Source organism: Rhodococcus sp. 27YEA6, from assembly GCF_044908235.1.
Lineage (GTDB): Bacteria > Actinomycetota > Actinomycetes > Mycobacteriales > Mycobacteriaceae > Rhodococcus_F > Rhodococcus_F qingshengii.
In genome coordinates, this window is sequence record NZ_JBIYCY010000014.1 from 1 (window position 1) to 21,112 (window position 21,112).

Sequence of the window (21,112 nt, forward strand, 5' to 3'; positions counted from 1 at the left end):
GGGGAAAAACAACTGGCCGCCACCGGGGAGAACCCGTGGCCACCAGCGGGGAGAACTACTGGCCGCCTACGGGGAGAACTTCGTGGCCATTGACACCCGATGGGAATGATGAGCCCAGAGGATTCGGCGGAGCGCATGAAATCTTGAGGTTCGATCAACCCTCGCAGCGGATGGCGCCAACGCAAAAGAGCTTCATAGCTGATAATTGCTGACGAGTTCAGATTGACCTGGGGTTGATACAACACCTCGAATTGATGGTCGTCGAGTGCCTCGCGAAGCTCGCGGACCATGCGTATTCCTTTTCGTCCTGAGTCGCCCGTGCCGCACGTGCGTGTCAGCGTGGATGCTGCAAGTGGGTACTGTGGTCGGATTCCAGGTTCAGATCCCGGGCGTGGTTTTGCAGGAACAACTCGCCCTGAATTTCCTTCGCCAGTCTCGACCGTACTTCACTATTCGAGAATTGCCAACGAATAGCTATTGCGGACGGCTTTGTCATATCGGACAATCGTAGTTTTGTTCCGACGAGGCACCGATTGATACGTCACTTACTTCGCCGGGAAAATCCACGGGGTCCGGGGGATCTTGCGAGAGTCGAATCGATCCGCCAATTGGGGTGGTGTGACAACCTCGCCGGGTTCGGCGAGACCGATGCTCGACGCGATCATCGTCAGAACCTGCTCGGCACTGCGTCCGGCCTCGAGTTGATCTGCCAGAGTCACTGCGCCGTCGCGCTTCGCGAGTCGCTTGCCTTCACTGTTCAAGGCAAGAGGAACGTGGGCGTACGACGGTGGTTCGATGTCGAGCAGCCGGGCAAGGTATGCCTGACGTGGAGCCGAGGTCAGGAGGTCGTCGCCGCGAACCACCTGGTCGATGTTCTGTGCACCGTCGTCGACGACAACGGCAAGGTTGTAAGCGGGCACCCCGTCTCCGCGGAGCAGGACGACGTCGTCGACTGGTCCCGTCACCTCGCCGAACAGTTCGTCATGGACGGTGAACGAGTCGATGCCGGCCCGTAGCCTCAGCGCGGGAGATCGGCCACTTGCCGATTTCTCGGCGCGTTCGGCCTCCGAAAGGTTCCGACACGTGCCGGGGTAGGCGCCGTCTGGAGCATGGGGCGCTGACGGTGCCTGCAGGATCTCCTTGCGTGTGCAGAAGCAGGGATAGGTCAGGTCACGCTCGCGCAATTGGTCGATAGCCTTGTGGTACAAGGGAAGACGGTGTGACTGCAATACGACTGGGCCGTCCCACGTGAGGCCGAGCCTGCGCAGATCGTCGAGTTGTCGTTCCATCGCGCCGGGGCGGACACGGTCGAGATCCTCTACCCGAATGAGGAAGTCGCGCCCGCTGGTGCGGGCGAAAAGCCAAGCCAAGAGGGCGGTTCGGAGGTTTCCCAGATGGAGATCGCCAGACGGGCTCGGCGCGAAGCGTCCTGCTCCTTCCACGTCAGCTGGCGAGCCCGACGGAGGCGAGCGGGTTCTCGGCGTCGTGCAGGGTGAGGCGGATCTGGGTTTCCAAAGCGTGATCGAGGTACTGCGGCGGATACATGGCGGGGCTTCCGAGTGCGTCGAGTGCCAATCCATTGACGGTTGAAAGCAGAAGTGCCGCTCTGGTTTCCGCTTCCGGAGTTCCGATGCCGATCAGAACTGTCGAGATGCCGGTGCGGATTGTGAACAGGGTTGTCCGGCGAATTTCGGAGAGTGACTCACTGGTTGCGGCGCGCACGGCAAACGCGGCGAGCACATGCGCCTCACGCGTGCGTTGCTCGTCGAGGGGCAGGAGTTGCGAGAGCGCCTGGAACAGGGCGGTATGCGGGTCTGCGTCGGCGGACGATTCGGCCAGTCGCGTCAACAATCGATCGACGAGTGTTCGCAGTGCGAATGCGAACATCTCGTCCTTGGTCGAGAAATGATGTTGCACTGCGCCGATCGAGACACCCGCCCGTTTTGCGACCTCGCGAACGCTGGCATTTTCCAGTCCGGATTCCGCGGCGACATCGAACAATGCCGCCGCAAGCAGGTCTGGACTCGTGGAGGATTTTCGGCGTTCCGGCATACCGCGACATTACATGCGTATGGAAGTAATGCCCACGTCAGGGGTGCTTTTTCACGCCTTCCGGCCGAGGAAGGCAAGGAGTTTAGTTGCTTTGTCAGCGTTGTCCGGAACCTGTATTTCCGGGCCGCACACACCGCTCATGCGGATCGACTCGCCCAGGCCCGCGGCGATCTCCGACACCCACTCCACGTCCGCGTCTCGCATCGTCGTATCGGTGCCGGTTGCGGCCGCGAGGTCCCAACCGTGGATGACCAGATCGAAACACAAGAACCCTTCGACCGTGGCCCCGAGGTTGGTCCTGCCGAAGTGCCCGTCGTATTCCAGGGTGGACTTTGCCGGATCGTCCAGAATTTCCTGCATCGAATCGCGGACGGCCGCCCAGGCTGCCGACGGGTCGTCGTCGACCGACGGACCGGGTGCCAATTCCAGGCCGACTACCTTGACCATGTCTCGTTCGCTGTCGAGTACGTGTCTCACCACGTCGCGGGCGGTCCAGCCCTCGCAGGGGGAATCGTCGTCCCAGCGGTCGGCGGGTACGGCATCGATCCGCGCCGTGAATCCGGCGGCCAGATCCCGATAACGCTGGGCGGGGGAGATCTCTGTTGAAGTCATGACAGCAATCCTTCTCCACCGCGGCGCGACATGATTGATTATTTCGGACATTCACTCGATCTCCGGGGCCTCCGCCCAGATGTCCATCGGTACGACCCCGGCACTCTTGCCCTCGTCGTCGAGAAGTCGGCCCACCCTCTTCATCGATCGCAGCACCACTGACCTGTTCAGCACCACCAGGCCCGCTGCCTCTTGTGCGAGTTGTACTTCGGTAATGGGAGTTTCGCGAAGGGAGTGTGCGGCGATCGCGAGCAGTGTGTTGGCGCGTCCACCGGATATCCGCATGCACACCCGCGTTCCCGGCACTCGCTCCACCAGGGCACGAATCGTCGACCGGTCCGTGGGATCGACATATCCCCACACCCAGGTCACGAGGGGCCAGCCGGACAGCGGTAGAGACACGTCGCAGCGGAACACGATCTGGTTGCGCGACGTCAATTCGGCAAGTCGCCGCCTGACCGTACTTTCGCTGAGGCCGGTACCGACCGTGAGCTCGGCAATCGAGGATCGACCGTCCTCGCCCAGCTTCAATATCAATTGGCGATCGACCGCGTCGAACGTCTTCCCGTGATGGCGCTGATCCGTCGGCGCGTATTTGTATCGCACAGGCCGGTCTGTCATCGTCGCTCGCTGCGCGGCATCGAGTACCTGCAATTTCCAGTCGTCTCCGATCGCGAAGACCTCGGTGACGAGGTGTGCACGCGAACTGACGATCCCGGGTACCGACGCGAGCGACCGAAGCAGGAAGCGCGACAGGAAAGCCATGTCTCTGACCTCGACGAGAAGTGTCAAGTCGCCTGGGCCGCTTGTGTGTTCGACGCTCAGTACGTGCGGCCAGCGGGCAAGTCGTTCTGCAATCGTCAACGCGTTCGAAGTCGTGCAGTCGACTTCGACAAAAGCCAGACACGACTCCGGACGGCCATGGCCGGTTGCCCTGGCAGAGACCCAGGCGGTGCCGGAATCCTGTAACCGCTGCCAGCGGCGAGCCACGGTAACCGGATCCACTTTGAGCGCGTCGCCAACCGTGCGCCACGACGCTCGCGGGTCGAGTTGCAGGCAATTGATCAGGGCGAGGTCGACGTCGTCCAGTACGGCGGAATCCTGCGTTTCTTCGATCATGGTGCAAGTATCGTGCATCTTCACTGTGTCTGGGATCACTTCATTCATGCTCGAAGGGCAGAACGCGGTGGCGAGTGCCCACCGCGTTCATGCTGTGAAAGGAGAAACCAGATGTCATCGACCACGTTGCCCGCTGTTCCGACAGAGAGAAGCCTCGAGTGGGTGCAACGCCTCATCGGAATCGATACGACGAGTGCCGTGAGCAATCGACCGTTGATCGATCTCATTGCGGCGGAACTACGTCGCCATGGGGTCGAGCCGGTACTTGTTGCCGATGACGAGGGAACGAAGCTCAACTTGTTGGCAACGTTCACTCCTCCTGACGGAAGTACTGCCGGCGGTGTGATGTTCTCCGGCCATACAGACGTAGTGCCGGTCGACGATCAAGACTGGAGTAGCGACCCTTTCACGCCCGACGTTCGCGACGGAAGCCTGTACGGACGTGGCACGTGCGACATGAAGTCGTTCATCGGGATCGTCGTCGCTGCGATCCCCGACATCGTTGCTCGGCCGCTGGCGAAGCCGATTCACTTTGCATTCTCCTACGACGAGGAAGTCGGCTGCATCGGTGCGGCCGGTTTGGTCGAGGAGGTTGTTTCCCGGAACCTGCGCCCTGATGTGTGCGTCGTCGGAGAGCCGTCGGAGATGCGGGTCATTCGCGCACACAAGTCGATGAACGTCATACGTGTTGATCTGCATGGTGTTTCGGCGCACTCGTCGCTCACTCCGCAAGGAGTCAACGCGATCGAATACGGCGCGGAGTTGATTCGATTCGTCAGAAGCGCGGCCGACGAGCTCCGTGCGTCCGGCCCGTACGACGACGCATTCGACGTGGCCTGGACGACGTGTTCGGTCAATCTCGTATCCGGCGGGATCGCAGTGAACACTGTCCCCGAGGATTGCTCCATCACTTTCGAATTCAGGAGCATCAGCTCAGCTGGCGCCGCAGATTTGCTCGAACGCTTTGCCGCCGAGGCGAATCGGATCGAAAACCTGATGCAGGAAGAAAACCCGTCAGCCTCCGTGACGATGCACGTGTCGGCCTCGGTTCCTCCCCTGGAGACGGATGCGAATGCTTCGGCGGCCGCACTGGTCGAACAATGGGGTGGTCGGGCCTCGGACGAAAAGGTCGCGTACGCCACCGAGGCCGGGATGTTCGCGAGTATCGGTATCCCCACTGTCGTGTGTGGGCCGGGAAGCATCACTCAGGCGCATGCACCTGACGAGTACGTGACACTTGACCAATTGGCACAGTGCGAGCAGTTCGTTCGGAACGTCATCGCTCACGCCCGCGCCTGACCCACCCTGACCCCCTAAGGAAAACCATGTCCACGGCAACTACGCCAACCTCCGGAACAGTCACCCCGGAACGCCTGGCCGCTGCTCGCAAGGCGGTGATCAGCAGTTCGCTCGGCGCTGCGCTCGAATGGTTCGACGTCATCGTCTACGCATCATTCGCAGTGGTGATCGCCCATAATTTCTTTCCCGGAGGCGACAACACGCTCGGTTTGATACTGACGTTCGCGACGTTCGCGATCTCGTACGTCATCCGGCCGCTTGGCGGGATGGTTCTCGGTAGCTACGCCGATCGTCGCGGGCGCAAGAACGCCTTGACGTTGACGATGATGCTGATGATGATCGGCACGCTCATCATGGCCGTGGCGCCGACGACCTCGATGATCGGACCGTGGGCCGGCGTCGTCATCCTTGTTTCGCGTCTCATTCAAGGATTCTCCGCCGGCGGTGAATTCGGTACTGCTACAACCTTCCTCGTGGAGACTGCGCCACACAAGAAGGCGTTCTACTCTTCCTGGCAAGTTGCCAGCCAGGGTGCCTCGGTTTTCCTGGCATCGCTGTTCGGATACGTGCTCAACACCCACCTTTCGCATGAAGCGCTCTACTCGTGGGGCTGGCGCGTTCCGTTCTTCTTCGGCATCATCGTCGGGCCGGTCGGACTCTACATCCGTGCCAAGCTTGACGAAACGGACGATTTCAAGACGAGCGTTCCGGAAAAGGCTCCGCTGAAGACGACGCTGACCAGGCATCTCGGCCGGGTGCTGACCGGGGCCGCGGTAGTGGGCGTCGCGACTATCTCGATCTACCTCATCTTGTACATGCCGACGTTTGCCGTGAAGAACCTCGGAGTATCCGCCTCGGCCGGCTATCTCGGCGGCATCGTCGCCGGACTGGTCACCTTGATCACCGTGCCGTTGATCGGTCATCTAGCAGACCAGGTCGGACCGGCGAGAGTTATGACCTGGGCCGCCGTTGCGGCAATCGTCTTGGCCTGGCCGCTTTTCAAATTGATGGTCGATCACCCGTCGACTCTGACCCTCGTCCTGGTTGTTTCGGTCCTGGGTGTCATCATGGCGTTTGCCTTCGGTCCCTTGCCTGCCTTGATGAGTTCGCTGTTCCCGGCAGAGATCCGGGCTACCGGCATGTCATTGTCGTACAACCTCGGAGTGACTTTGCTCGGCGGAATCGCGCCGTTGGTCTTGACCTGGTTGATCAGTACAACAGGCTCGCTCGACGCCCCGAGTTACTACTACATGACGGTCGCAGTGCTCTCCCTCGGCGGGCTGTGGTCTGCCAGGACGCTTTTCAGTCAGAAGTGACGGCGGGGGAGCGCGGTAGCGATCATGCGACCGCGTCTCCCTCCGCCAGCGCGACAACGGTATCCGACCCGTGCCAGTCGGGGGCTTGGGTGCGGAGTAGAGCCGCCGGGGTCAGCGACGAGATTCGGCGGCATTCACGGGTCAAGTGGGCCTGATCGCTGAATCCGCAGTGGGCGGCGGATTCAGCGAGTCCCAGTGCGGGTCGACTGCGAGCGAGCGCCATGAAGCGCTGGAGGCGCAGGATCGAGCGCAGCGTTGCAGGGCCGTATCCGAAGGCGTCGTTGCATCGACGTTGGAGTTGGCGCGAAGTCAGCGCCGCCGCGTCGGCGAGAGAGCTGACATTCCACGAATGTTCGGACAGTGCGGTGCGAACGTGGTTGATCACCGGATCGTGACGGAAACTCGAACTTACCCAACTCCGAACAGCGCTTTCGAGGATGGAGACCTGTTCGTGGTCTTCGGAATTTTCCAAGCGGTTCAACAGTATTCGTTCCGTGCGTGCGTCGGTTACATCGCTGAGGTCAGCGCGAGAATCCCGAAGCTCGGACGCCGAGGTTCGCAACATCGGCGATGCCGATCCAGGGCGGAATCGAACACCCACGGAGCGTGTTCCGGGCGGAAGAGTGAATGACCATGCAGCGGTTTCGGGGCCACAGACGCGTATGCCGACGCCGCGTATCCACAGCACGTCTATGCAAGCATCGGGCACGAGGAGGTGTTCTCCTTCTGCGCACGCCGTCCAGCCACACACCAGGATGTCGGAGAGATCCGGGGCGACCGATTGTGGTGTGTACCAACCCATGACAAGAGCTTATCGAGCGGCACCGACACGAAGGCGACTTCAGTCGACCGGGCCGAAGCGGTATCCGAATCCCCTGATGGTTTTGATGTACTTCGGTTTCGCGGGATCGGATTCGAGTTTGGACCTCAGGCTGAGAATGGTTGCGTCGACCACACGCGTCCTTTCGTGGTCGGAACCCCACACGTTTCGGATCAGGTGATCACGTGAGTACACGCGCCCAGGCTCGGTCGACAGCTCCAGGAGCACCCGCCATTCGGTCCGGCTGAGGACCAGCAGCTTTCCGCCCATCGTCGCCGTCATCGCACGTCGATCGAGGAGCAGGTCACCGTGACGTTGGTGTTTGCCGGGGGCGGGATGTGCGGTTTCACGAAGGATTGCGGTGACCCGAAGATCGAGCGCGTGAGAATCGATCGGGTTCAGCACAAAGTCCGAGACAGCGCGATGTGGTGCTTCGTCGATGTCCTCGTAGGTATCCACCAGCATCATGATCGGCATCGAACTGCGCAAGCGGATCTGCCGTGCGATCTCGTAGCCGTCGATGTCCGGCAGAAGGAGATCGATCACGGCGATATCGAAACTGTCGGTGTCCAGGTCGTCGAGTAGGCGGCGCCCGGTGCGGACGAGCTGTATCTGGTGCCCGAAATGTATTAATTCGGTACCAAGCGTCTGGGCAAGCTCCGAACGATCGGTAGCTGCAAGTATCAAGCTCACGTGAAATCCTCCCCCCGAAGGTGTTACTAGTCGTAACAGCTTGCATTCTGGCAGATCATCAACCGCGGGACCAGACATAGGGCGGCCGATCGGAAGTCGAGGGAACCGGGGGCGTTCGTCGCTAGACTTCTTTCATGGGCACTCTGTTCGCGTTGACGCTGCCAGGCTTGCTCGTGCTGCTGGTCCTGTTCGCTTTCGCCGAGACTCTCTGGAACCGGCTCACCGGCGGCCGGGCACTGCCGTGGACTCGGGGACGTACGACTCGTCCGGTCTCGGCCGCGGGCTTCGAAGAGGTTGCTGCCCTGTTTCAGGGGTCCAAGCATCATGAATTCGAACAGCGTCAGAGCGCATTGATGCATCGTGAGGACGGAACGGACGGTGACCCGCCGTGGGTGTCTGTCGATCCGGAAGCTAACAAGGTCGTTCTCCGTCGACGGAGTTGACAGTCGTCAACAGTCGACGGAGTTGACAGTCGGGTTCAGGCCCAGTGGCTGGGGCGGGTCAGTGAATCGGGAAGTGTGGTAGCCGAATCGCCGATCGCCGCGTTGATCTGGAACTGCGTGAGAAAGATACTGCCGCGGAGTTTTGTGCCGCGAATGTCGGTGCCGCGTAAGTCTGCACCGATCAGATCGGCTCGATCGAGTTCGCAGTCGCGTAGGTCTGCACCGATCAGGTAACTCCCGCGAAAGTTGGCCCCACGTAGATCGGAACCACGAAATTTGGCGCCGATGAGGTCTGCGCCGCGGTGGTCGAGTTTTCGACCCTTCTTGGTTGAGATCGGTGAGCGCACAAGGTTACTCGTCTGCAAGAGCAGTGTGTTGACTGCCGCTCGGTGTGCTGAGACGTCGACGGTTTGAATCTGCGAAGGTGTGCCGTTGGTCAGGCTTTCCGTCTCCGCGAGTGCAGCGTCGAGTTCCTTTCGTATCGAGTGGGTTTGCTTCAGCGAGCGGGCTTCGGCGAGATACCAGAGCAGTTCGTGCAACTGGCGTATGACAGGGAAGGTTTCGAACATGTCCGACGCGGTCTCCGGGGCATCACGCCAGCTGACGCCGTCGTAGGTCTGCTGTGAAACCTTCTGTCCCGCACCGAAACAGTCGTAGACGGTGCAACCGGTGAAGCCCTTCTTTCGCAATCCGGTGTGAATGCCGCAACGGAAATCCTGCTGCAGGTTCTTGCAGGGGTCGCCGGCATTCTTGTTGGTCGCGAAGTCGGAGGACTTGGAAAAGGGGAGTGCGACGCAGCACAGACCGAAGCAACTGCTGCAATCTGCGAGCAGATTGGTCTGGCCGGCAATCACGCGTACTCCCGATGGTTGGGTTGGACGGAAAGTCTGTCCTCGGGTTTGTGAGTCTGTCAAACGAAATTGCGTGGTTCGGCAGCAAGAAGTCCAGCGGCTCCGAGGTCGTATCCCGCGCAATTGCGGGGTACCAATCCGGCAGACGTGATTCTGGACCACGCTCGTGAAGTAGGTCGAAAATCGGGTGGACGGCCCAGCTCGCCTAGCCCATCTGCGACCTGGCGAAAATCACTCCCCATCCAGATCGAGGAGCGATACCCCCCGTGCCGTGAGCCGGAAGCGCAGCGGTCTCTTCGTAACCGTCTCAATGATCCCGGCATCGTCCAGGCGCTGAAGTCGCGGGCGGGCGAACTGGCTGGATCGACCCACCACCTCGACCAGGGTGTTCAACTTGATGGCGCGGTTCGCCTCGAAGCAGTGGGTCTGACCCAGGGTGAACAGGACTGCGCCGATGTGGTTGCTATCAACCGGCGGCGTCGACTCGCGATCGAGTCCCAAGTTCAGCGGAAATTCCTCATCCTCCACCAGAACGCGGATACGCGCCTCGAGTGTGTCGATCTTATGCCGCCTCTCGGAGAGGTCGAGCAGCAGTCGATGTTGCGCCTCGGCGATGATCTCCAGCATATCGATCAGGTAGGGCGTCAGATCTCCGCGGTTCAATGGATTCTCCGCGTCAGAGAATGCTTTGTAGTAACGATCCTTGTTGTCGGCGACGGTCGCCGACAATGCCAGGCTCGCATACGGAGCCAACACCTGTCGAAGGTCCAGCGCGAGAAGGTAGCGTCCGGTTCGGCCGTTGCCGTCGTAGAACGGGTGCGTGTACTCGAAGATGAAGTGCGCGACCACTGCCCTGATCAGTCGTGGAATCGAGTCGTCGCCCCCCTGGCTCAGCATGAGGGTCAGCGCGTCGTCGATCGCTGACTCGGGTACCACACCGGTGTGCACGACCTTGATTCCTGACGTGATCGATACTGGCCCTTGCCGGAACCGCTTCCCATCGGGGGCGTCCTCGTCGCGAATCTCGCCCCGAGTTACCGCGTCGTAGACGTCTCGGATGTCGTCGAGCGTCTGCGGACTCTCGGCCTGGTCGTTGCCGATATTGAGATAGAGCCGCGCCATCTCGGCGAACCGCTTGTTCGCGAGGGGTTGCTCCGCCCACACCATCTCGATTGCCTCGCTGATCTCCTTCCGGGTTGAGCGGACCTGTTCGATCTCGTTCGTTGCCTGGATCTCGTCGATCACCATGCGATACAGGTAGTGGGTGCGCGCGAGGGCCGGCAGCCCGTTCCACTCAGCCCGGATCTTCGGCTCGAAGCTCATGATCCGTTCGATCAGCGCTGCGACTTCGGGTGTCATCAGTGCGAACGTCGAGTGTTCGCCGATCAGTAGGTCCCAGTGGACGGCGGCGGGAGAATCGCGTCGCGCTCGCTCCTCAGCATCGGCACCAGCACGATCTCGTTGGTGAAAGATCGATTTCAACGTCCTGTACGCCATCTGGTCTCTCCCTGTATCCACGCTATATTGCCGCCTTGCTTTCCATGCCTATCTTATCCAGAATGGGATCTGGATAAATAAGACTTGCGGCACGGGTGTCATTTCATGACCAACGCGGGCTGCAGGAGCAGATGTGGCCATAGCTTCCCGAATCGGGTTCGGGCCATCGGCGGGCCACTCGAAATCACGCAGCAGCATTCCGATTCGGCGCGCTGCGGGATCGAAACCACCACGAGTCGGCAGACCGTCTGAGCTCGCAGAACATCGAGCTGAACCGAGACCCTGTTGCATTACTCGTTGCATGAGGACAGAAAAGAACCCCTGTGAACCGCTTCTCGGCAGTTCACAGGGGTTCCTTTGGCGGAGGATAGGGGATTTGAACCCCTGAGGGCGTTAACCCAACCCGCGTTCCAGGCGAGCGCCATAGGCCACTAGGCGAATCCTCCGTGGAGCAGCATACCCAATTGCGGGCGCGAAGCGTTAAACGGGTACCTGACCTGCGAAGAACCGGTGGAACTCGAGGTTTGCATCTCGGCCCCGGTAGGTGGTGTGCAGCGGCCGGAGAAAGCCGTCTACACTGTTCATTGGATCCCGCGCGGCGCGCATCCTGTGAACTCCCCCAGGGCCGGAAGGCAGCAAGGGTCAACGGGCTCTGCCGGGTGCGCGGGGTCCTCTATTTTTTCACATACCCGACCCCGCCTCGTCGGTGAAAGGCCGCTCCGGATGCCTATCCAAACCCAGATCGGGTTGATGAGCCATGAAGAACTCACCTCCGAGCATGAGAGCCAGAGCGCGAAGTACACGCAGCTCCAGGCGCAGAAGCTCGCACTCGATCTGACCCGCGGTAAGCCTTCCCCGGAACAACTCGACCTTTCCGCAGAGCTGCTGACGCTGCCCGGCGACGGTGATTTCCGTGACGGAAGCGGCACCGACTGCCGTAACTACGGCGGACTCACCGGTCTGCCGGAACTGCGCGCCATCTTCGGCGAGCTGCTGGGTATCCCCGTTGCGAACCTTCTCGCCGGAAACAACGCGAGCCTCGAGATCATGCACGACAACGTCGTGTTCTCACTGCTTCATGGCACACCGGATTCGGCCCGGCCGTGGGCACAGGAAGAGAAGATCAAGTTTCTCTGCCCGGCACCGGGCTACGACCGCCACTTCGCGATCACCGAGTCCCTCGGCATCGAGATGATCGCGGTGCCGATGAACCACGACGGCCCGGATGTCGTCAAGATCGCCGAACTTGTTGCGTCAGATCCGCAGATCAAGGGCATGTGGGCGGTTCCGGTTTACGCGAACCCCACCGGTGCCGTGTACTCCGAAGAAATTGTCCGTACGCTCGCGTCGATGCCGACGGCCGCGCCCGACTTCCGCCTGTACTGGGACAACGCGTACGCCGTACATCCGCTTGTCGGCGAGACTGCGCCTTCCTACGACATTCTCTCGATGGCAGCCGAGGCCGGACACCCCAACCGTCCGCTCGTGTTCGCGTCGACGTCCAAGATCACTTTCGCCGGCGCTGGTGTGAGCTTCTTCGGTAGCTCGGCGGAAAACCTTGCCTGGTACCAGAAGTTCCTGGGCAAGAAGAGCATCGGACCGGACAAGGTCAATCAGCTTCGCCACCTGCGTTTCTTCGGCAATGCCGACGGCGTTCGTGCGCACATGGAGAAGCATCGCGCGTTCCTCGCGCCCAAGTTCGAGCTCGTACTGCGGATCCTCGAGGATCGTCTCGGTGCATCGAAGGTCGCGTCTTGGACCGAGCCGAAGGGCGGATACTTCATCAGCCTCGACGTGGTCGACGGCACGGCCAAGCGGGTCATCGAACTGGCGAAGAACGCGGGTATCGCGCTCACCGCTGCCGGGTCGGCTTTCCCGTACAGCACGGATCCGGATGACCGGAACATCCGGTTGGCCCCGAGCTTCCCGTCCAAGGCTGAACTCGAAGTTGCCATGGACGGCGTGGCTACGTGTGTTCTGCTCGCAGCTACCGAATCGCGTCTCTCCGAGATCTGAGTTCTCGAAGCGGCGTGCCCGGTCGGTACTTTTCGGTCTTGTCTTGTACCGTTCGGAGCATCAATTCCCGACATAGGGTGTAAATCCCGGAGGTTGTAGTGACGGGCGCGATCAACGCTTCGGATGGGCCTTCTTTCGAGGCGCACACCGCGAAATCAGAGTCGGTCATCGAAGCTGACATACCGCGACGCACCCTCCGTGTCGGTGTTCTCGGATTCTCTGTACTCGGTGTTCTGGCAGTCGCGTCCGTGCTGATGGTTCTTTTCGCCGTGCCGATGAATACGCGGTACTGGGGGATCTTCGAAAATTTCCTCGATCTCGACGTCTACCGCCACGGCGGCAGCGTTGTGGTTCAGGGCCTTCCGTTGTACGACGGGCCAGTCCTGGACGGAATGATGTTCACGTACACCCCGTTTGCGGCTTTGCTGTTCACGGTGTGGGCGGTGCTCTCGTTCAAACAGGCGATTGTTGTGTGGACGGGTTTGAACATCGCTGCGTTGTTCGCAGTGATCTTGTTGTGCTGGAAGTACCTCGGTTATCGGCTCGACGTGAAGGCGTACGCCGTGAGTGCGTTGGCGACGACGATCTTTCTGTTCATGGAACCGATACGTACGACGCTCTGGCTCGGGCAGATCAACATCTTCCTGCTGCTCTTGATCGTGTGGGACCTCGGTCGGGACGAGAAGAGTCGGCTCCGAGGAATCGGGGCAGGCATCGCCGCCGGCGTGAAGCTCACTCCGGCCTTCTTCTGGGCGTACCTCTTCATCACTCGTCAATGGCGTGCGTTGGTGACGGCCGTCGTGACGTTCGCTGCGACCGTTGCGATCGGCTTCGTCGTGATCTACAACGATGCGTACAAGTACTGGACCGGCACTCTTGTCGACAGCGAACGCGTCGGACCGACGGATGCTCCGAGCAACCAGTCCGTGTCCGGTCTGATCGCTCAGCTCACTCACACTCCGACGCCGTCGCGGGTCCTGGTCCTAGTCTTCAGTGCGCTGGCGGTATGCCTCGGACTCGGTGCCGCGTGGATTGCTCACCGGCACGGCCAGAAATTGCTCGGCCTCACCATGACGGGGTTGACTGCGACCACTGTCTCGCCGTTCTCGTGGGGCCATCACTGGGTGTGGTTCGTCCCGCTGGTCGTCCTCGCCGCGCACTACGCGATGGTGTCGAAGAAGCGCTGGGCGTGGGTGGCGCCGTTCGTTTTCCTGCTCCCGGTCTTGAACTGGTCTCACACCTGGTGGGACCCGTCGGTCATTCCGGGTACGGATCGCTTCATCGGAATGGGCCTGTTCATGTTCGTGCCGCCCGAGTATCTGCGGATTCCGACCGTCGGCGTCTACCTCTGGGTCTTCACGCTTGCCGCGGTCTCGACGGTGGTTCTGTTCGGCTGGAAGAAGTGGAAGATTCCGGCCCCGGATGCGTCGGCGCCGGTCACAACTGCCGCCTGACGTGGCAGTATCGGACTCATGGCACTTCAACTGAACCTTGTCGGTGACCCCGAAGCTGATGCTCTCCTCGCCGAGGACCCGTTGGCGTTGTTGATCGGAATGCTTCTCGATCAACAGGTTCCGATGGAAACGGCCTTCCTCGGTCCGAAGAAGCTGGCGGATCGGCTCAGCGGTATCGACGTCAGGCGTATCGCCGACATGGACACCGACGAGTTCATCGCCGTCTGTGCCGAGCCTCCGGCTGTGCACCGATTCCCCAAGTCGATGGGCGAGCGTATCCAGCTCATGTGCCAGTTCATCGTCGAGAACTACGACGGCGACACCGCGGCGATCTGGACTTCGGGAAATCCCGACGGCAAGGAAGTGCTGAAGCGGCTCAAAGCCCTACCCGGTTACGGGGATCAGAAAGCCCGGATCTTCCTGGCGTTGCTCGGAAAACAGATCGGCGTCGAGCCGAAAGGTTGGCGCCAAGCGGCCGGCGACTACGGGCTCGAAGGTTCGAGGCGCTCGATTGCAGACGTGGTCGACGAACAGTCTTTGCTCGAGGTCCGCGAGTTCAAGAAGGCCGCAAAGGCAGCAGCGAAGGCCGACAAGAAGTAAGCCGCTTTCAGGATTTCCGGGACCCGCTCGCACGCACTACTTTCATCAGGTCTCCTGCGGGACCCTCGAGCTGACGCGGGGGACGCCACACTGCGCGCAGGGATCGGTCGAGTTCCAAGCCTTCGACGGCTACCACCCGAAGTTCTCCCTGCTTCACCTGGTCCTCGACGGCCAGCGTGCTCAGTACCGCCGGGCCGACGCCACCGAGCACGCTGGTTCGAATCGCGGCCGAACTACCCAGTTCCAACAACGGTGCACCGCGCTCGTATTCGTGTAACGCCAGGTCGAGAGTCGTTCTGGTTCCCGATCCGGGCTCGCGCACCAGCAGCGGCGTCGCTGCCAGTTCGGCGACGGTCAGCGGCTTTCGTCGACGCGCCCATGGATGATCCGGATGAACGACCACGACCAGCGAGTCACGCGCGACGGTGACGCTGGACAGGCTCTTCGGAACGGTCGGTGACTCGACGAATCCGAGGTCGCACATTCCCACCTCGACAGCCTCGAGGACGCGGGTCGAGTTGTAGACCTGAAGGTGGACGGTGACACCAGGATGTAGTGACCGAAAGATACCGAGCCAGGCCGGAATCAGATGTTCGGCGACGGTCATGCTGGCACACACGGTCAATTCCGCGGATCGTTCGGTCCGCATCCCTTCGGCGACGTCGAGAAGCTGCCTCGAGTTGGCGAGGACGCGGCGCGCCCAGTGGACGATGACGGTCCCCTGCGGAGTCAAAGTCGCCCCCGTCGACCTTCGGTGTATGAGTGGCATCCCGAGCTGCCGCTCGAGGGCTTTGACGGCGCGGCTGGCATTCGGCTGCGCAATGTTTGCTGAACGGCTTGCCGCACTGAGACTTCCGTGATCATCGATGCCGATGAGTAGCTCGAGAGTGGTGAGGTCGGGCCACCGTCTGGTCATGCTAACAGGCTATACCGAACTTCACGTTCATATCGATTTGATATGCCGTGATGGTAGAAATCGCCCTACCGGAGCGATGGTGGCTCAAGGACGCTGGATGAGTGAACCGTGATGTGAAGTCCGTGGCCGAGAAACCCGCAGTCGCACCTTCGTCAGAAGTACGACGGTGGTCCAGTGTGGCTGCATTGGTGCCCGGAGTTGCGTTGTGCGCCTTGGGGGCCACGGTCGCGCTGATAGCCGGTCAGTTCACCTCCGCCGTGAGTCCGTTGCTGATTGCGATCGTGGCGGGTGCGGTGTTGGCGAATACCGTCTCTTTGCCGGCGAAATTCCAACCTGGCCTGGCATTCTCGGCGAAACGGCTACTTCGGGTGGGTATCGCTCTGCTCGGGCTGCAATTGATATTCTCCGACATCGTCGGTTTGGGCTGGGGAGTGATCGCCGTAGTGGTGGCGATTGTGTTCCTCGGTATCGCCGGGACCATGTATGCCGGAAAACTTCTCGGATTGAGTTGGTCGCAGAGAATTCTGATTGCCTGCGGCTTCTCGATCTGTGGCGCTGCCGCCGTGGCTGCTGCGGACGGTGTGGTGAATGCGCGAGAGGAAGAGTTGCTCACCGCTGTTGCGTTGGTGGTGATCTTCGGAACTCTGATGATTCCGACAATCCCACTGTTGGCCAACGCTTTCGGTATGAACGAGGTCGGTGCAGGCATGTGGGCCGGTGGGTCGATCCACGAAGTGGCGCAAGTGGTGGCTGCCGGCAGCGCTCTCGGCGCCACCGCGTTGGGTGTCGCGACCGTGGTGAAACTTGCGCGCGTGTTGATGTTGGCGCCGGTCATGGCATTTCTGAGTATCCGGCAACGCAGGATGGTCGACAGCACTGCCGCCAAGCGTCCCCCGCTGATTCCGTTGTTCGTCGTGGCATTCATCGGCTGCATGGGCTTGCGCTCCACGGGCATCTTGCCGGATGAGCTTCTGGGGCTGGCGAAGACGGTGCAGACGGCGCTGTTGGCGGCCGCGATGTTCGCACTCGGGCTGGGGGTGCGGTTGAGCGTCATTCGTGGAGTTGGCGCCCGGCCATTCGTGCTGGCCGCGATTTCCACTGTGTGGGTGGCAACGATCGCCTACGTCGGAGTCGTGCTGGTCAGCTGATCGAGCGCTGAGTCCGCCACGCGCTCGGGCTCATCGAGAACTGAGTGCGAAACCAGCGCGAGAAACTACCCTGCGTCGAAAACCCGAGGTGCACAGCCACTTCGGTCAACGAATAGCGAGGGTTGGAGACAAATCGTTCCGCGAGGGAGCTTCGAACCGAATTGAGAACGGCCGTGAACGTATCTCCGGATTCGGCGAGATGACGGTGCAGTGTCCGCCGGTCGAATCCGAGACTGCGTGCCACCTGCTCGACAGAGCAGCGGCCGGTCGGAAGCAGAACTTCGATCAATTCCTTGGTGCGGCTGAGGGTATCGGAGGTTTCCGAGGCGGGAAGCGAGTCGAGGAACTGGCGAGCGTACGGCCGGAGTAACTCGTCGGAAAGTTGGTTAGCCGCATCCAGGTCGGCGGCGAAGAAAACGATACCGGTGAACTCGTGATCGAATTCCACCGTCTCGCCGAGGATTCGCCGATGCGTGCTCGTGTCTTTCGGGGCATTGTGCGTGAATCCCACGCTGACCGGTTGCCATCGAGAACCCAGGAAACTCCGCAGGATCTGCAGTGTCGCGCCGACTGCGAGTTCGACGCTCTGTCTGGTGTCGACCGGTTCGCCGACCTCGAGCGAGATTCGCAGGGTGGCGAGTCCGTTGACCTCGTTCAATCGAATGCGTAATGACTCGTTGTACGTGTGCTCGTATCGCATCAATACGTCGAGTGCGCTCCTGACGTCTGGCTCTTCCCTGATGACCAAGCTGAGGGGGCCGAGATTGGACAGTCGACGCAGGCCGGCGAGTAGAAGCCCGAAGTCTTCGTGTCCGGACTCCGCTGCCGATCGCTCCAGGAGCGATGCGATGGAGGCGGCCGGTACCCATTGGTCGGGGTTCGCCAGGCTTGCCGGGCTCAGGCCGACACTTCTCATGAGGGCCACAGCGTCCACGTCCACTGTTCGGCACAGGTCGACGTATCGGTTCAGTGACGCGTAGCGGGCGAGTGGCTTCATAGGTCCCCCTTTACTCGATGTCCCGAAATGTTGTGTTGTGTGTCTCGTCAAGTTAAGCATGTGAGCCGGATCTCACATAGTTTTGTCCACATCAGTTCGGCACGACCACGAAGCCGAGCACCGACTTCTGGAAGTTGTTGCGTGCGAATACTGCTCGACCGTAATCGAGTCGAGCCCGCCCACAGAATTGGAGAGCAATGATGGCAAACGCCATTCGGTTCCACGAGATCGGCACACCGTCCGTCATGCGTTGGGAAGAGATCGAGGTAGGACGACCGGGCGCCGGAGAGGTTCGGGTTCGTCATGAAGCGGTGGGGTTGAACTTCGCCGACACCTACTTTCGAAGTGGCCTCTATCCTGCGCAATTGCCTGCCGGGATGGGCGTCGAGGGCGCGGGTGTGGTCGAAGAGATCGGCGAGGGAGTAGTCGATTTTGCAGTGGGGGACCGTGTGACCTACACCGGCAGTCCGCTGGGTGCGTACGCCACCGAGCGGATCATGGCGTCGTCCGACCTGATCGCGCTACCCGACGGCATCGCCTTCGACACCGCGGCCGCCATGACCATGCGAGGACTGACTGCCGCCTACCTTCTACGTCGCATCTACCCATTGAAAGCGGGAGACACCGTGTTGCTACATGCTGCGGCGGGCGGGGTTGGACTGATCTTCACCCAGTGGGCAAAACTGTTGGGAATCAATGTGATCGGAACGGTGTCGAGCGACGAGAAGGCGAGCGTTGCCCGAGCTCACGGTTGCGATGAAGTCGTCATCTACACCCGCGAGGACGTCGTCGCGCGTGTCAAGGAGATCACCGGGGGCGTCGGCGTGCCGGTTGTCTACGACAGTATCGGGCAATCCACGTTCGACATCTCTCTCGATTGCCTTGCCAGGCGGGGGCTGCTGGTGTGCTTCGGAACGGCGTCCGGACCGACTCCGCCGATTCAGGCAATGCAGTTGGCAGTCAAGGGATCACTCTTCCTCACACGTCCGGCTCTCGCCGATTACATCGCGGATCCCGAAGAACGTGCCGAACTGGCGGGCGAACTGTTCTCACACGTCGAGTCCGGGCGAATCAAGATCGAGATCAACCAGCGGTACCCCCTCGAAGATGCGGTGCGTGCGCACCACGACATGGAGTCCGGTCGCAGTATCGGTTCCTCCGTCTTCTCCGTCTGAACCGAAACAGCACTTCCCAGAGGAATTGTCATGACCAACACCGCAACGCTCACAGAAAACCTTCCCTCGTCGAGGAATACGATCCGCGTCGAGAAATTGACCTGTTCGATCGGGGCAGAGTTGTCCGGGGTGGATCTCGGCGAGGTCGCGCGAGATGATGCACTCTTCGCCGAAATCAAGGCATTGTTGCTCGAACACAAGGTTCTGTTCTTTCGCGACCAGACCTTCTCCAAAGCCGAGCACGTAGAACTTGCCCAGCGATTCGGTGAACTCGAGGATCATCCGGCTCTGGGCAGCGACCCCGACCACCCGGGCCTGGTCCGCATCTACAAGGATCTGGACAGCCCGCCGGAGCATTTCGAGAATGCATATCACTGCGACGCCACCTGGCGCGTTAACCCGCCCATGGGATGTGTATTGCGTTGTGTGGAAACACCTCCTGTCGGCGGCGACACGATTTGGGTGAACATGGCACTCGCCTACGAGAATCTGCCGGCGCGGGTCAAGGAGCAGATCAAGGATCTGCGTGCCAGGCACAGTATCGAGTCGACCTTCGGCGCTCGGATGCCGATCGAACAGCGGCACCAGCTGAAGGAACGCTTTCCCGACGCCGAACATCCCGTGGTACGAACACATCCGGAGACCGGCGAGAAGATTCTCTTCGTCAATTCGTTCGCCACACACCTCGTGAACTATCACACGCCCGAGAACGTCCGCTATGGAATCGATTACGCCCCCGGCGCCGGGAATCTGCTCACTTACCTGGCGAGCCAGGCTCAGATTCCCGAGTACCAGGTTCGGTGGCGTTGGACCGAAAACAGCGTCGCGATCTGGGACAACCGTTCGACACAGCATTACGCGGTGCAGGACTACTGGCCCGCGGTTCGAAAGATGGAGCGCGCCGGAATCATCGGCGACGCACCGTTCTGATCTCTCTTCCCAGCCCCGAAGATAAATTCATTCACTCGATCGGAGTCACGCTATGCATTTCCACGACGATTCACTGTTCCCCGAAACCCAGGACAAGCTTGTCATCACCGTTGCTCCCTACGGACCGGAGTGGGAGCCGGACGATTTTGCAGAAGACCTCCCTCTGTCGATGGACGAGCACGTCCAGCAAGCCGTCGACTGTTTCAACGCCGGTGCCACAGTTCTCCACATCCACGTGCGTGAACTCGACGGCAAGGGCTCGAAGCGTCTGTCGAAGTTCAACGAGCTTCTCGGTCGCTTGCGTGAGGCCGTTCCCGAGATGATTCTGCAGGTCGGCGGGTCGATTTCGTTTGCCCCGGAGGGGGAAGGTGCCGATGCGAAGTGGTTGTCCGACGACGTGCGTCACATGCTGGCGGAATTGGAGCCGGCTCCCGATCAGGTGACGATCGCGATCAACACCAGCCAGATGAACATCATGGAACTGATGACCGACGACGACATCGCGGGTACGTCGATGCAGCGTCCGGAATTGGCCGATACGTATCGGGAAATGACTGTGCCCGCCGGTCCGGAGTGGGTGGCAGAGCACCTGCGCCGGTTGCAGGCCGCTGGAATCCAGCCGCATTTCCAGTTGTCCAGTATTCCGCAGCTCGAAACGGTGGAGCGGTTGATCCGACGCGGCATCTACACGGGTCCGGTCAACCTCACGTGGGTCGCAATCGGCGGTGGCTTCGACGGCCCCAACCCGTACAACATGATGAACTTCGTCCAGCGTGTTCCCGACGGTGCGTGCCTGACGCTGGAAACGCTGATGCGTAGCGTCCTGCCGGTGAACACGATGGCCATCGCGATGGGCTTGCACGCTCGTTGCGGCAACGAGGACACCATCTGGGGCCGCAAGGGCGAGAAGATGACGTCGGTGCAGCAGATCGAGCAGTTGGTGCGCATTGCAGGCGAATTGGGCCGCGAGGTGGCTACCGCGAAGGAAGCTCGGGACATCTACCGGATCGGCGAGACGTATGCCGACACCGACGAGACGTTGGCGAAGCTGGGTTACGCGCCCAACCGCCGTATCGGCCAGCTGGGATTCACGCAGCACGCCTGAGTTCACACCCTCTCGTACAACAGTTCCGGGGGTACGAACCGCGACGGTTCGTACCCCCGAATCCCCCCG

General features: G+C 60.9%; 21 protein-coding genes, 1 tRNA gene and 1 other RNA gene. 11 read left to right on the forward strand and 12 right to left on the reverse strand.

From position 1 onward, the window contains the following. From ABH939_RS26005 to ABH939_RS26025, 5 genes are all read right to left on the reverse strand, one after another. On the reverse strand, positions 1-290 hold a 290-nt coding region (locus ABH939_RS26005; protein WP_404650362.1), incomplete at its 3' end, for an EAL domain-containing protein. Positions 291-545: 255 nt separating this feature from the next. Continuing rightward, the gene (gene gluQRS / locus ABH939_RS26010) at positions 546-1,442 is read right to left on the reverse strand and encodes a tRNA glutamyl-Q(34) synthetase GluQRS (RefSeq protein WP_054780786.1); all 897 of its coding nucleotides are present in this window, start codon (positions 1,440-1,442) and stop codon (positions 546-548) included. Between the two features lies 1 nt (position 1,443). Then, positions 1,444-2,052: a TetR/AcrR family transcriptional regulator gene (locus ABH939_RS26015; RefSeq protein ID WP_019746515.1), complete on the reverse strand. Its 609-nt coding sequence runs from the start codon at positions 2,050-2,052 to the stop codon at positions 1,444-1,446. 51 nt (positions 2,053-2,103) lie between these two features. Beyond that, the gene (locus tag ABH939_RS26020) at positions 2,104-2,664 is read right to left on the reverse strand and encodes a TIGR03086 family metal-binding protein (protein WP_007731584.1); all 561 of its coding nucleotides are present in this window, start codon (positions 2,662-2,664) and stop codon (positions 2,104-2,106) included. A 51-nt stretch (positions 2,665-2,715) separates the two neighbouring features. Continuing rightward, positions 2,716-3,783, reverse strand: coding sequence for an Lrp/AsnC family transcriptional regulator (locus ABH939_RS26025; RefSeq protein WP_042447822.1), 1,068 nt, complete (start codon positions 3,781-3,783; stop codon positions 2,716-2,718). A 111-nt stretch (positions 3,784-3,894) separates the two neighbouring features. Between ABH939_RS26025 and argE the strand changes: the two genes are divergently transcribed. Next, complete coding sequence (gene argE / locus ABH939_RS26030; protein WP_404650363.1) at positions 3,895-5,082, forward strand: acetylornithine deacetylase; 1,188 nt, start codon at positions 3,895-3,897, stop codon at positions 5,080-5,082. Positions 5,083-5,108: 26 nt separating this feature from the next. Beyond that, positions 5,109-6,398, forward strand: coding sequence for an MFS transporter (locus tag ABH939_RS26035; protein WP_404650365.1), 1,290 nt, complete (start codon positions 5,109-5,111; stop codon positions 6,396-6,398). 22 nt (positions 6,399-6,420) lie between these two features. On the opposite strand, the gene ABH939_RS26040 is transcribed toward ABH939_RS26035, so the two are convergent. Together ABH939_RS26040 and ABH939_RS26045 are read right to left on the reverse strand one after the other, a co-directional pair. After that, positions 6,421-7,200, reverse strand: coding sequence for a helix-turn-helix domain-containing protein (locus ABH939_RS26040; protein ID WP_404650366.1), 780 nt, complete (start codon positions 7,198-7,200; stop codon positions 6,421-6,423). A gap of 39 nt (positions 7,201-7,239) precedes the next feature. Continuing rightward, positions 7,240-7,911, reverse strand: coding sequence for a response regulator transcription factor (locus ABH939_RS26045; protein ID WP_007731581.1), 672 nt, complete (start codon positions 7,909-7,911; stop codon positions 7,240-7,242). Between the two features lie 134 nt (positions 7,912-8,045). Between ABH939_RS26045 and ABH939_RS26050 the strand changes: the two genes are divergently transcribed. Then, positions 8,046-8,354, forward strand: coding sequence for a DUF6191 domain-containing protein (locus ABH939_RS26050; protein WP_007731580.1), 309 nt, complete (start codon positions 8,046-8,048; stop codon positions 8,352-8,354). Positions 8,355-8,389: 35 nt separating this feature from the next. Here ABH939_RS26050 and ABH939_RS26055 read toward each other — a convergent pair whose 3' ends face one another. The 3 genes from ABH939_RS26055 to ABH939_RS26065 form a co-directional block, all read right to left on the reverse strand. Next, positions 8,390-9,208, reverse strand: a complete 819-nt coding sequence (locus tag ABH939_RS26055) for a pentapeptide repeat-containing protein (protein ID WP_328599760.1) — start codon at positions 9,206-9,208, stop codon at positions 8,390-8,392. Between the two features lie 228 nt (positions 9,209-9,436). Further along, the gene (locus ABH939_RS26060) at positions 9,437-10,528 is read right to left on the reverse strand and encodes a Fic family protein (protein ID WP_404650367.1); all 1,092 of its coding nucleotides are present in this window, start codon (positions 10,526-10,528) and stop codon (positions 9,437-9,439) included. 532 nt (positions 10,529-11,060) lie between these two features. After that, a tRNA-Ser gene (locus tag ABH939_RS26065) sits at positions 11,061-11,148 on the reverse strand. A gap of 136 nt (positions 11,149-11,284) precedes the next feature. Here ABH939_RS26065 and ffs point away from each other — a divergent pair. The 4 genes from ffs to ABH939_RS26085 all read left to right on the forward strand — a co-directional run bounded on the left by ffs (position 11,285) and on the right by ABH939_RS26085 (position 14,772). Continuing rightward, an RNA gene (ffs, locus tag ABH939_RS26070) (signal recognition particle sRNA small type) lies at positions 11,285-11,384 on the forward strand. A 41-nt stretch (positions 11,385-11,425) separates the two neighbouring features. Next, entirely contained in the window at positions 11,426-12,718 is a 1,293-nt protein-coding gene (locus ABH939_RS26075) for an aminotransferase class I/II-fold pyridoxal phosphate-dependent enzyme (protein ID WP_003943985.1), read from the forward strand. 98 nt (positions 12,719-12,816) lie between these two features. Further along, positions 12,817-14,172: a glycosyltransferase 87 family protein gene (locus ABH939_RS26080; protein ID WP_064073546.1), complete on the forward strand. Its 1,356-nt coding sequence runs from the start codon at positions 12,817-12,819 to the stop codon at positions 14,170-14,172. 18 nt (positions 14,173-14,190) lie between these two features. After that, positions 14,191-14,772, forward strand: coding sequence for an HhH-GPD-type base excision DNA repair protein (locus tag ABH939_RS26085; protein ID WP_003943868.1), 582 nt, complete (start codon positions 14,191-14,193; stop codon positions 14,770-14,772). A gap of 7 nt (positions 14,773-14,779) precedes the next feature. Here the strand turns inward: ABH939_RS26085 and ABH939_RS26090 are convergent, their stop codons facing one another. Then, positions 14,780-15,688, reverse strand: coding sequence for a LysR family transcriptional regulator (locus ABH939_RS26090; RefSeq protein ID WP_003943906.1), 909 nt, complete (start codon positions 15,686-15,688; stop codon positions 14,780-14,782). Between the two features lie 101 nt (positions 15,689-15,789). Between ABH939_RS26090 and ABH939_RS26095 the strand changes: the two genes are divergently transcribed. After that, a complete protein-coding gene (locus ABH939_RS26095) occupies positions 15,790-16,836 on the forward strand; it encodes a YeiH family protein (protein WP_081305321.1) in 1,047 nt (348 codons plus the stop codon). On the opposite strand, the gene ABH939_RS26100 is transcribed toward ABH939_RS26095, so the two are convergent. Then, positions 16,829-17,833, reverse strand: a complete 1,005-nt coding sequence (locus tag ABH939_RS26100; RefSeq protein WP_007731570.1) for an AraC family transcriptional regulator — start codon at positions 17,831-17,833, stop codon at positions 16,829-16,831. The genes ABH939_RS26095 and ABH939_RS26100 overlap by 8 nt on opposite strands. 200 nt (positions 17,834-18,033) lie before the next feature. On the opposite strand from ABH939_RS26100, the gene ABH939_RS26105 reads away from it, so the two are divergent. From ABH939_RS26105 to ABH939_RS26115, 3 genes are read left to right on the forward strand one after another with little or no spacing between them, the layout of a single operon-like run. Continuing rightward, positions 18,034-19,008 (forward strand): quinone oxidoreductase, encoded by a 975-nt coding sequence (locus ABH939_RS26105; RefSeq protein WP_058227143.1) that lies wholly within the window; start codon positions 18,034-18,036, stop codon positions 19,006-19,008. A gap of 30 nt (positions 19,009-19,038) precedes the next feature. Then, the gene (locus tag ABH939_RS26110) at positions 19,039-19,938 is read left to right on the forward strand and encodes a TauD/TfdA family dioxygenase (RefSeq protein ID WP_007731564.1); all 900 of its coding nucleotides are present in this window, start codon (positions 19,039-19,041) and stop codon (positions 19,936-19,938) included. 52 nt (positions 19,939-19,990) lie between these two features. Continuing rightward, positions 19,991-21,043, forward strand: a complete 1,053-nt coding sequence (locus ABH939_RS26115; protein ID WP_003943988.1) for a 3-keto-5-aminohexanoate cleavage protein — start codon at positions 19,991-19,993, stop codon at positions 21,041-21,043. Positions 21,044-21,112 lie beyond the last annotated feature (69 nt).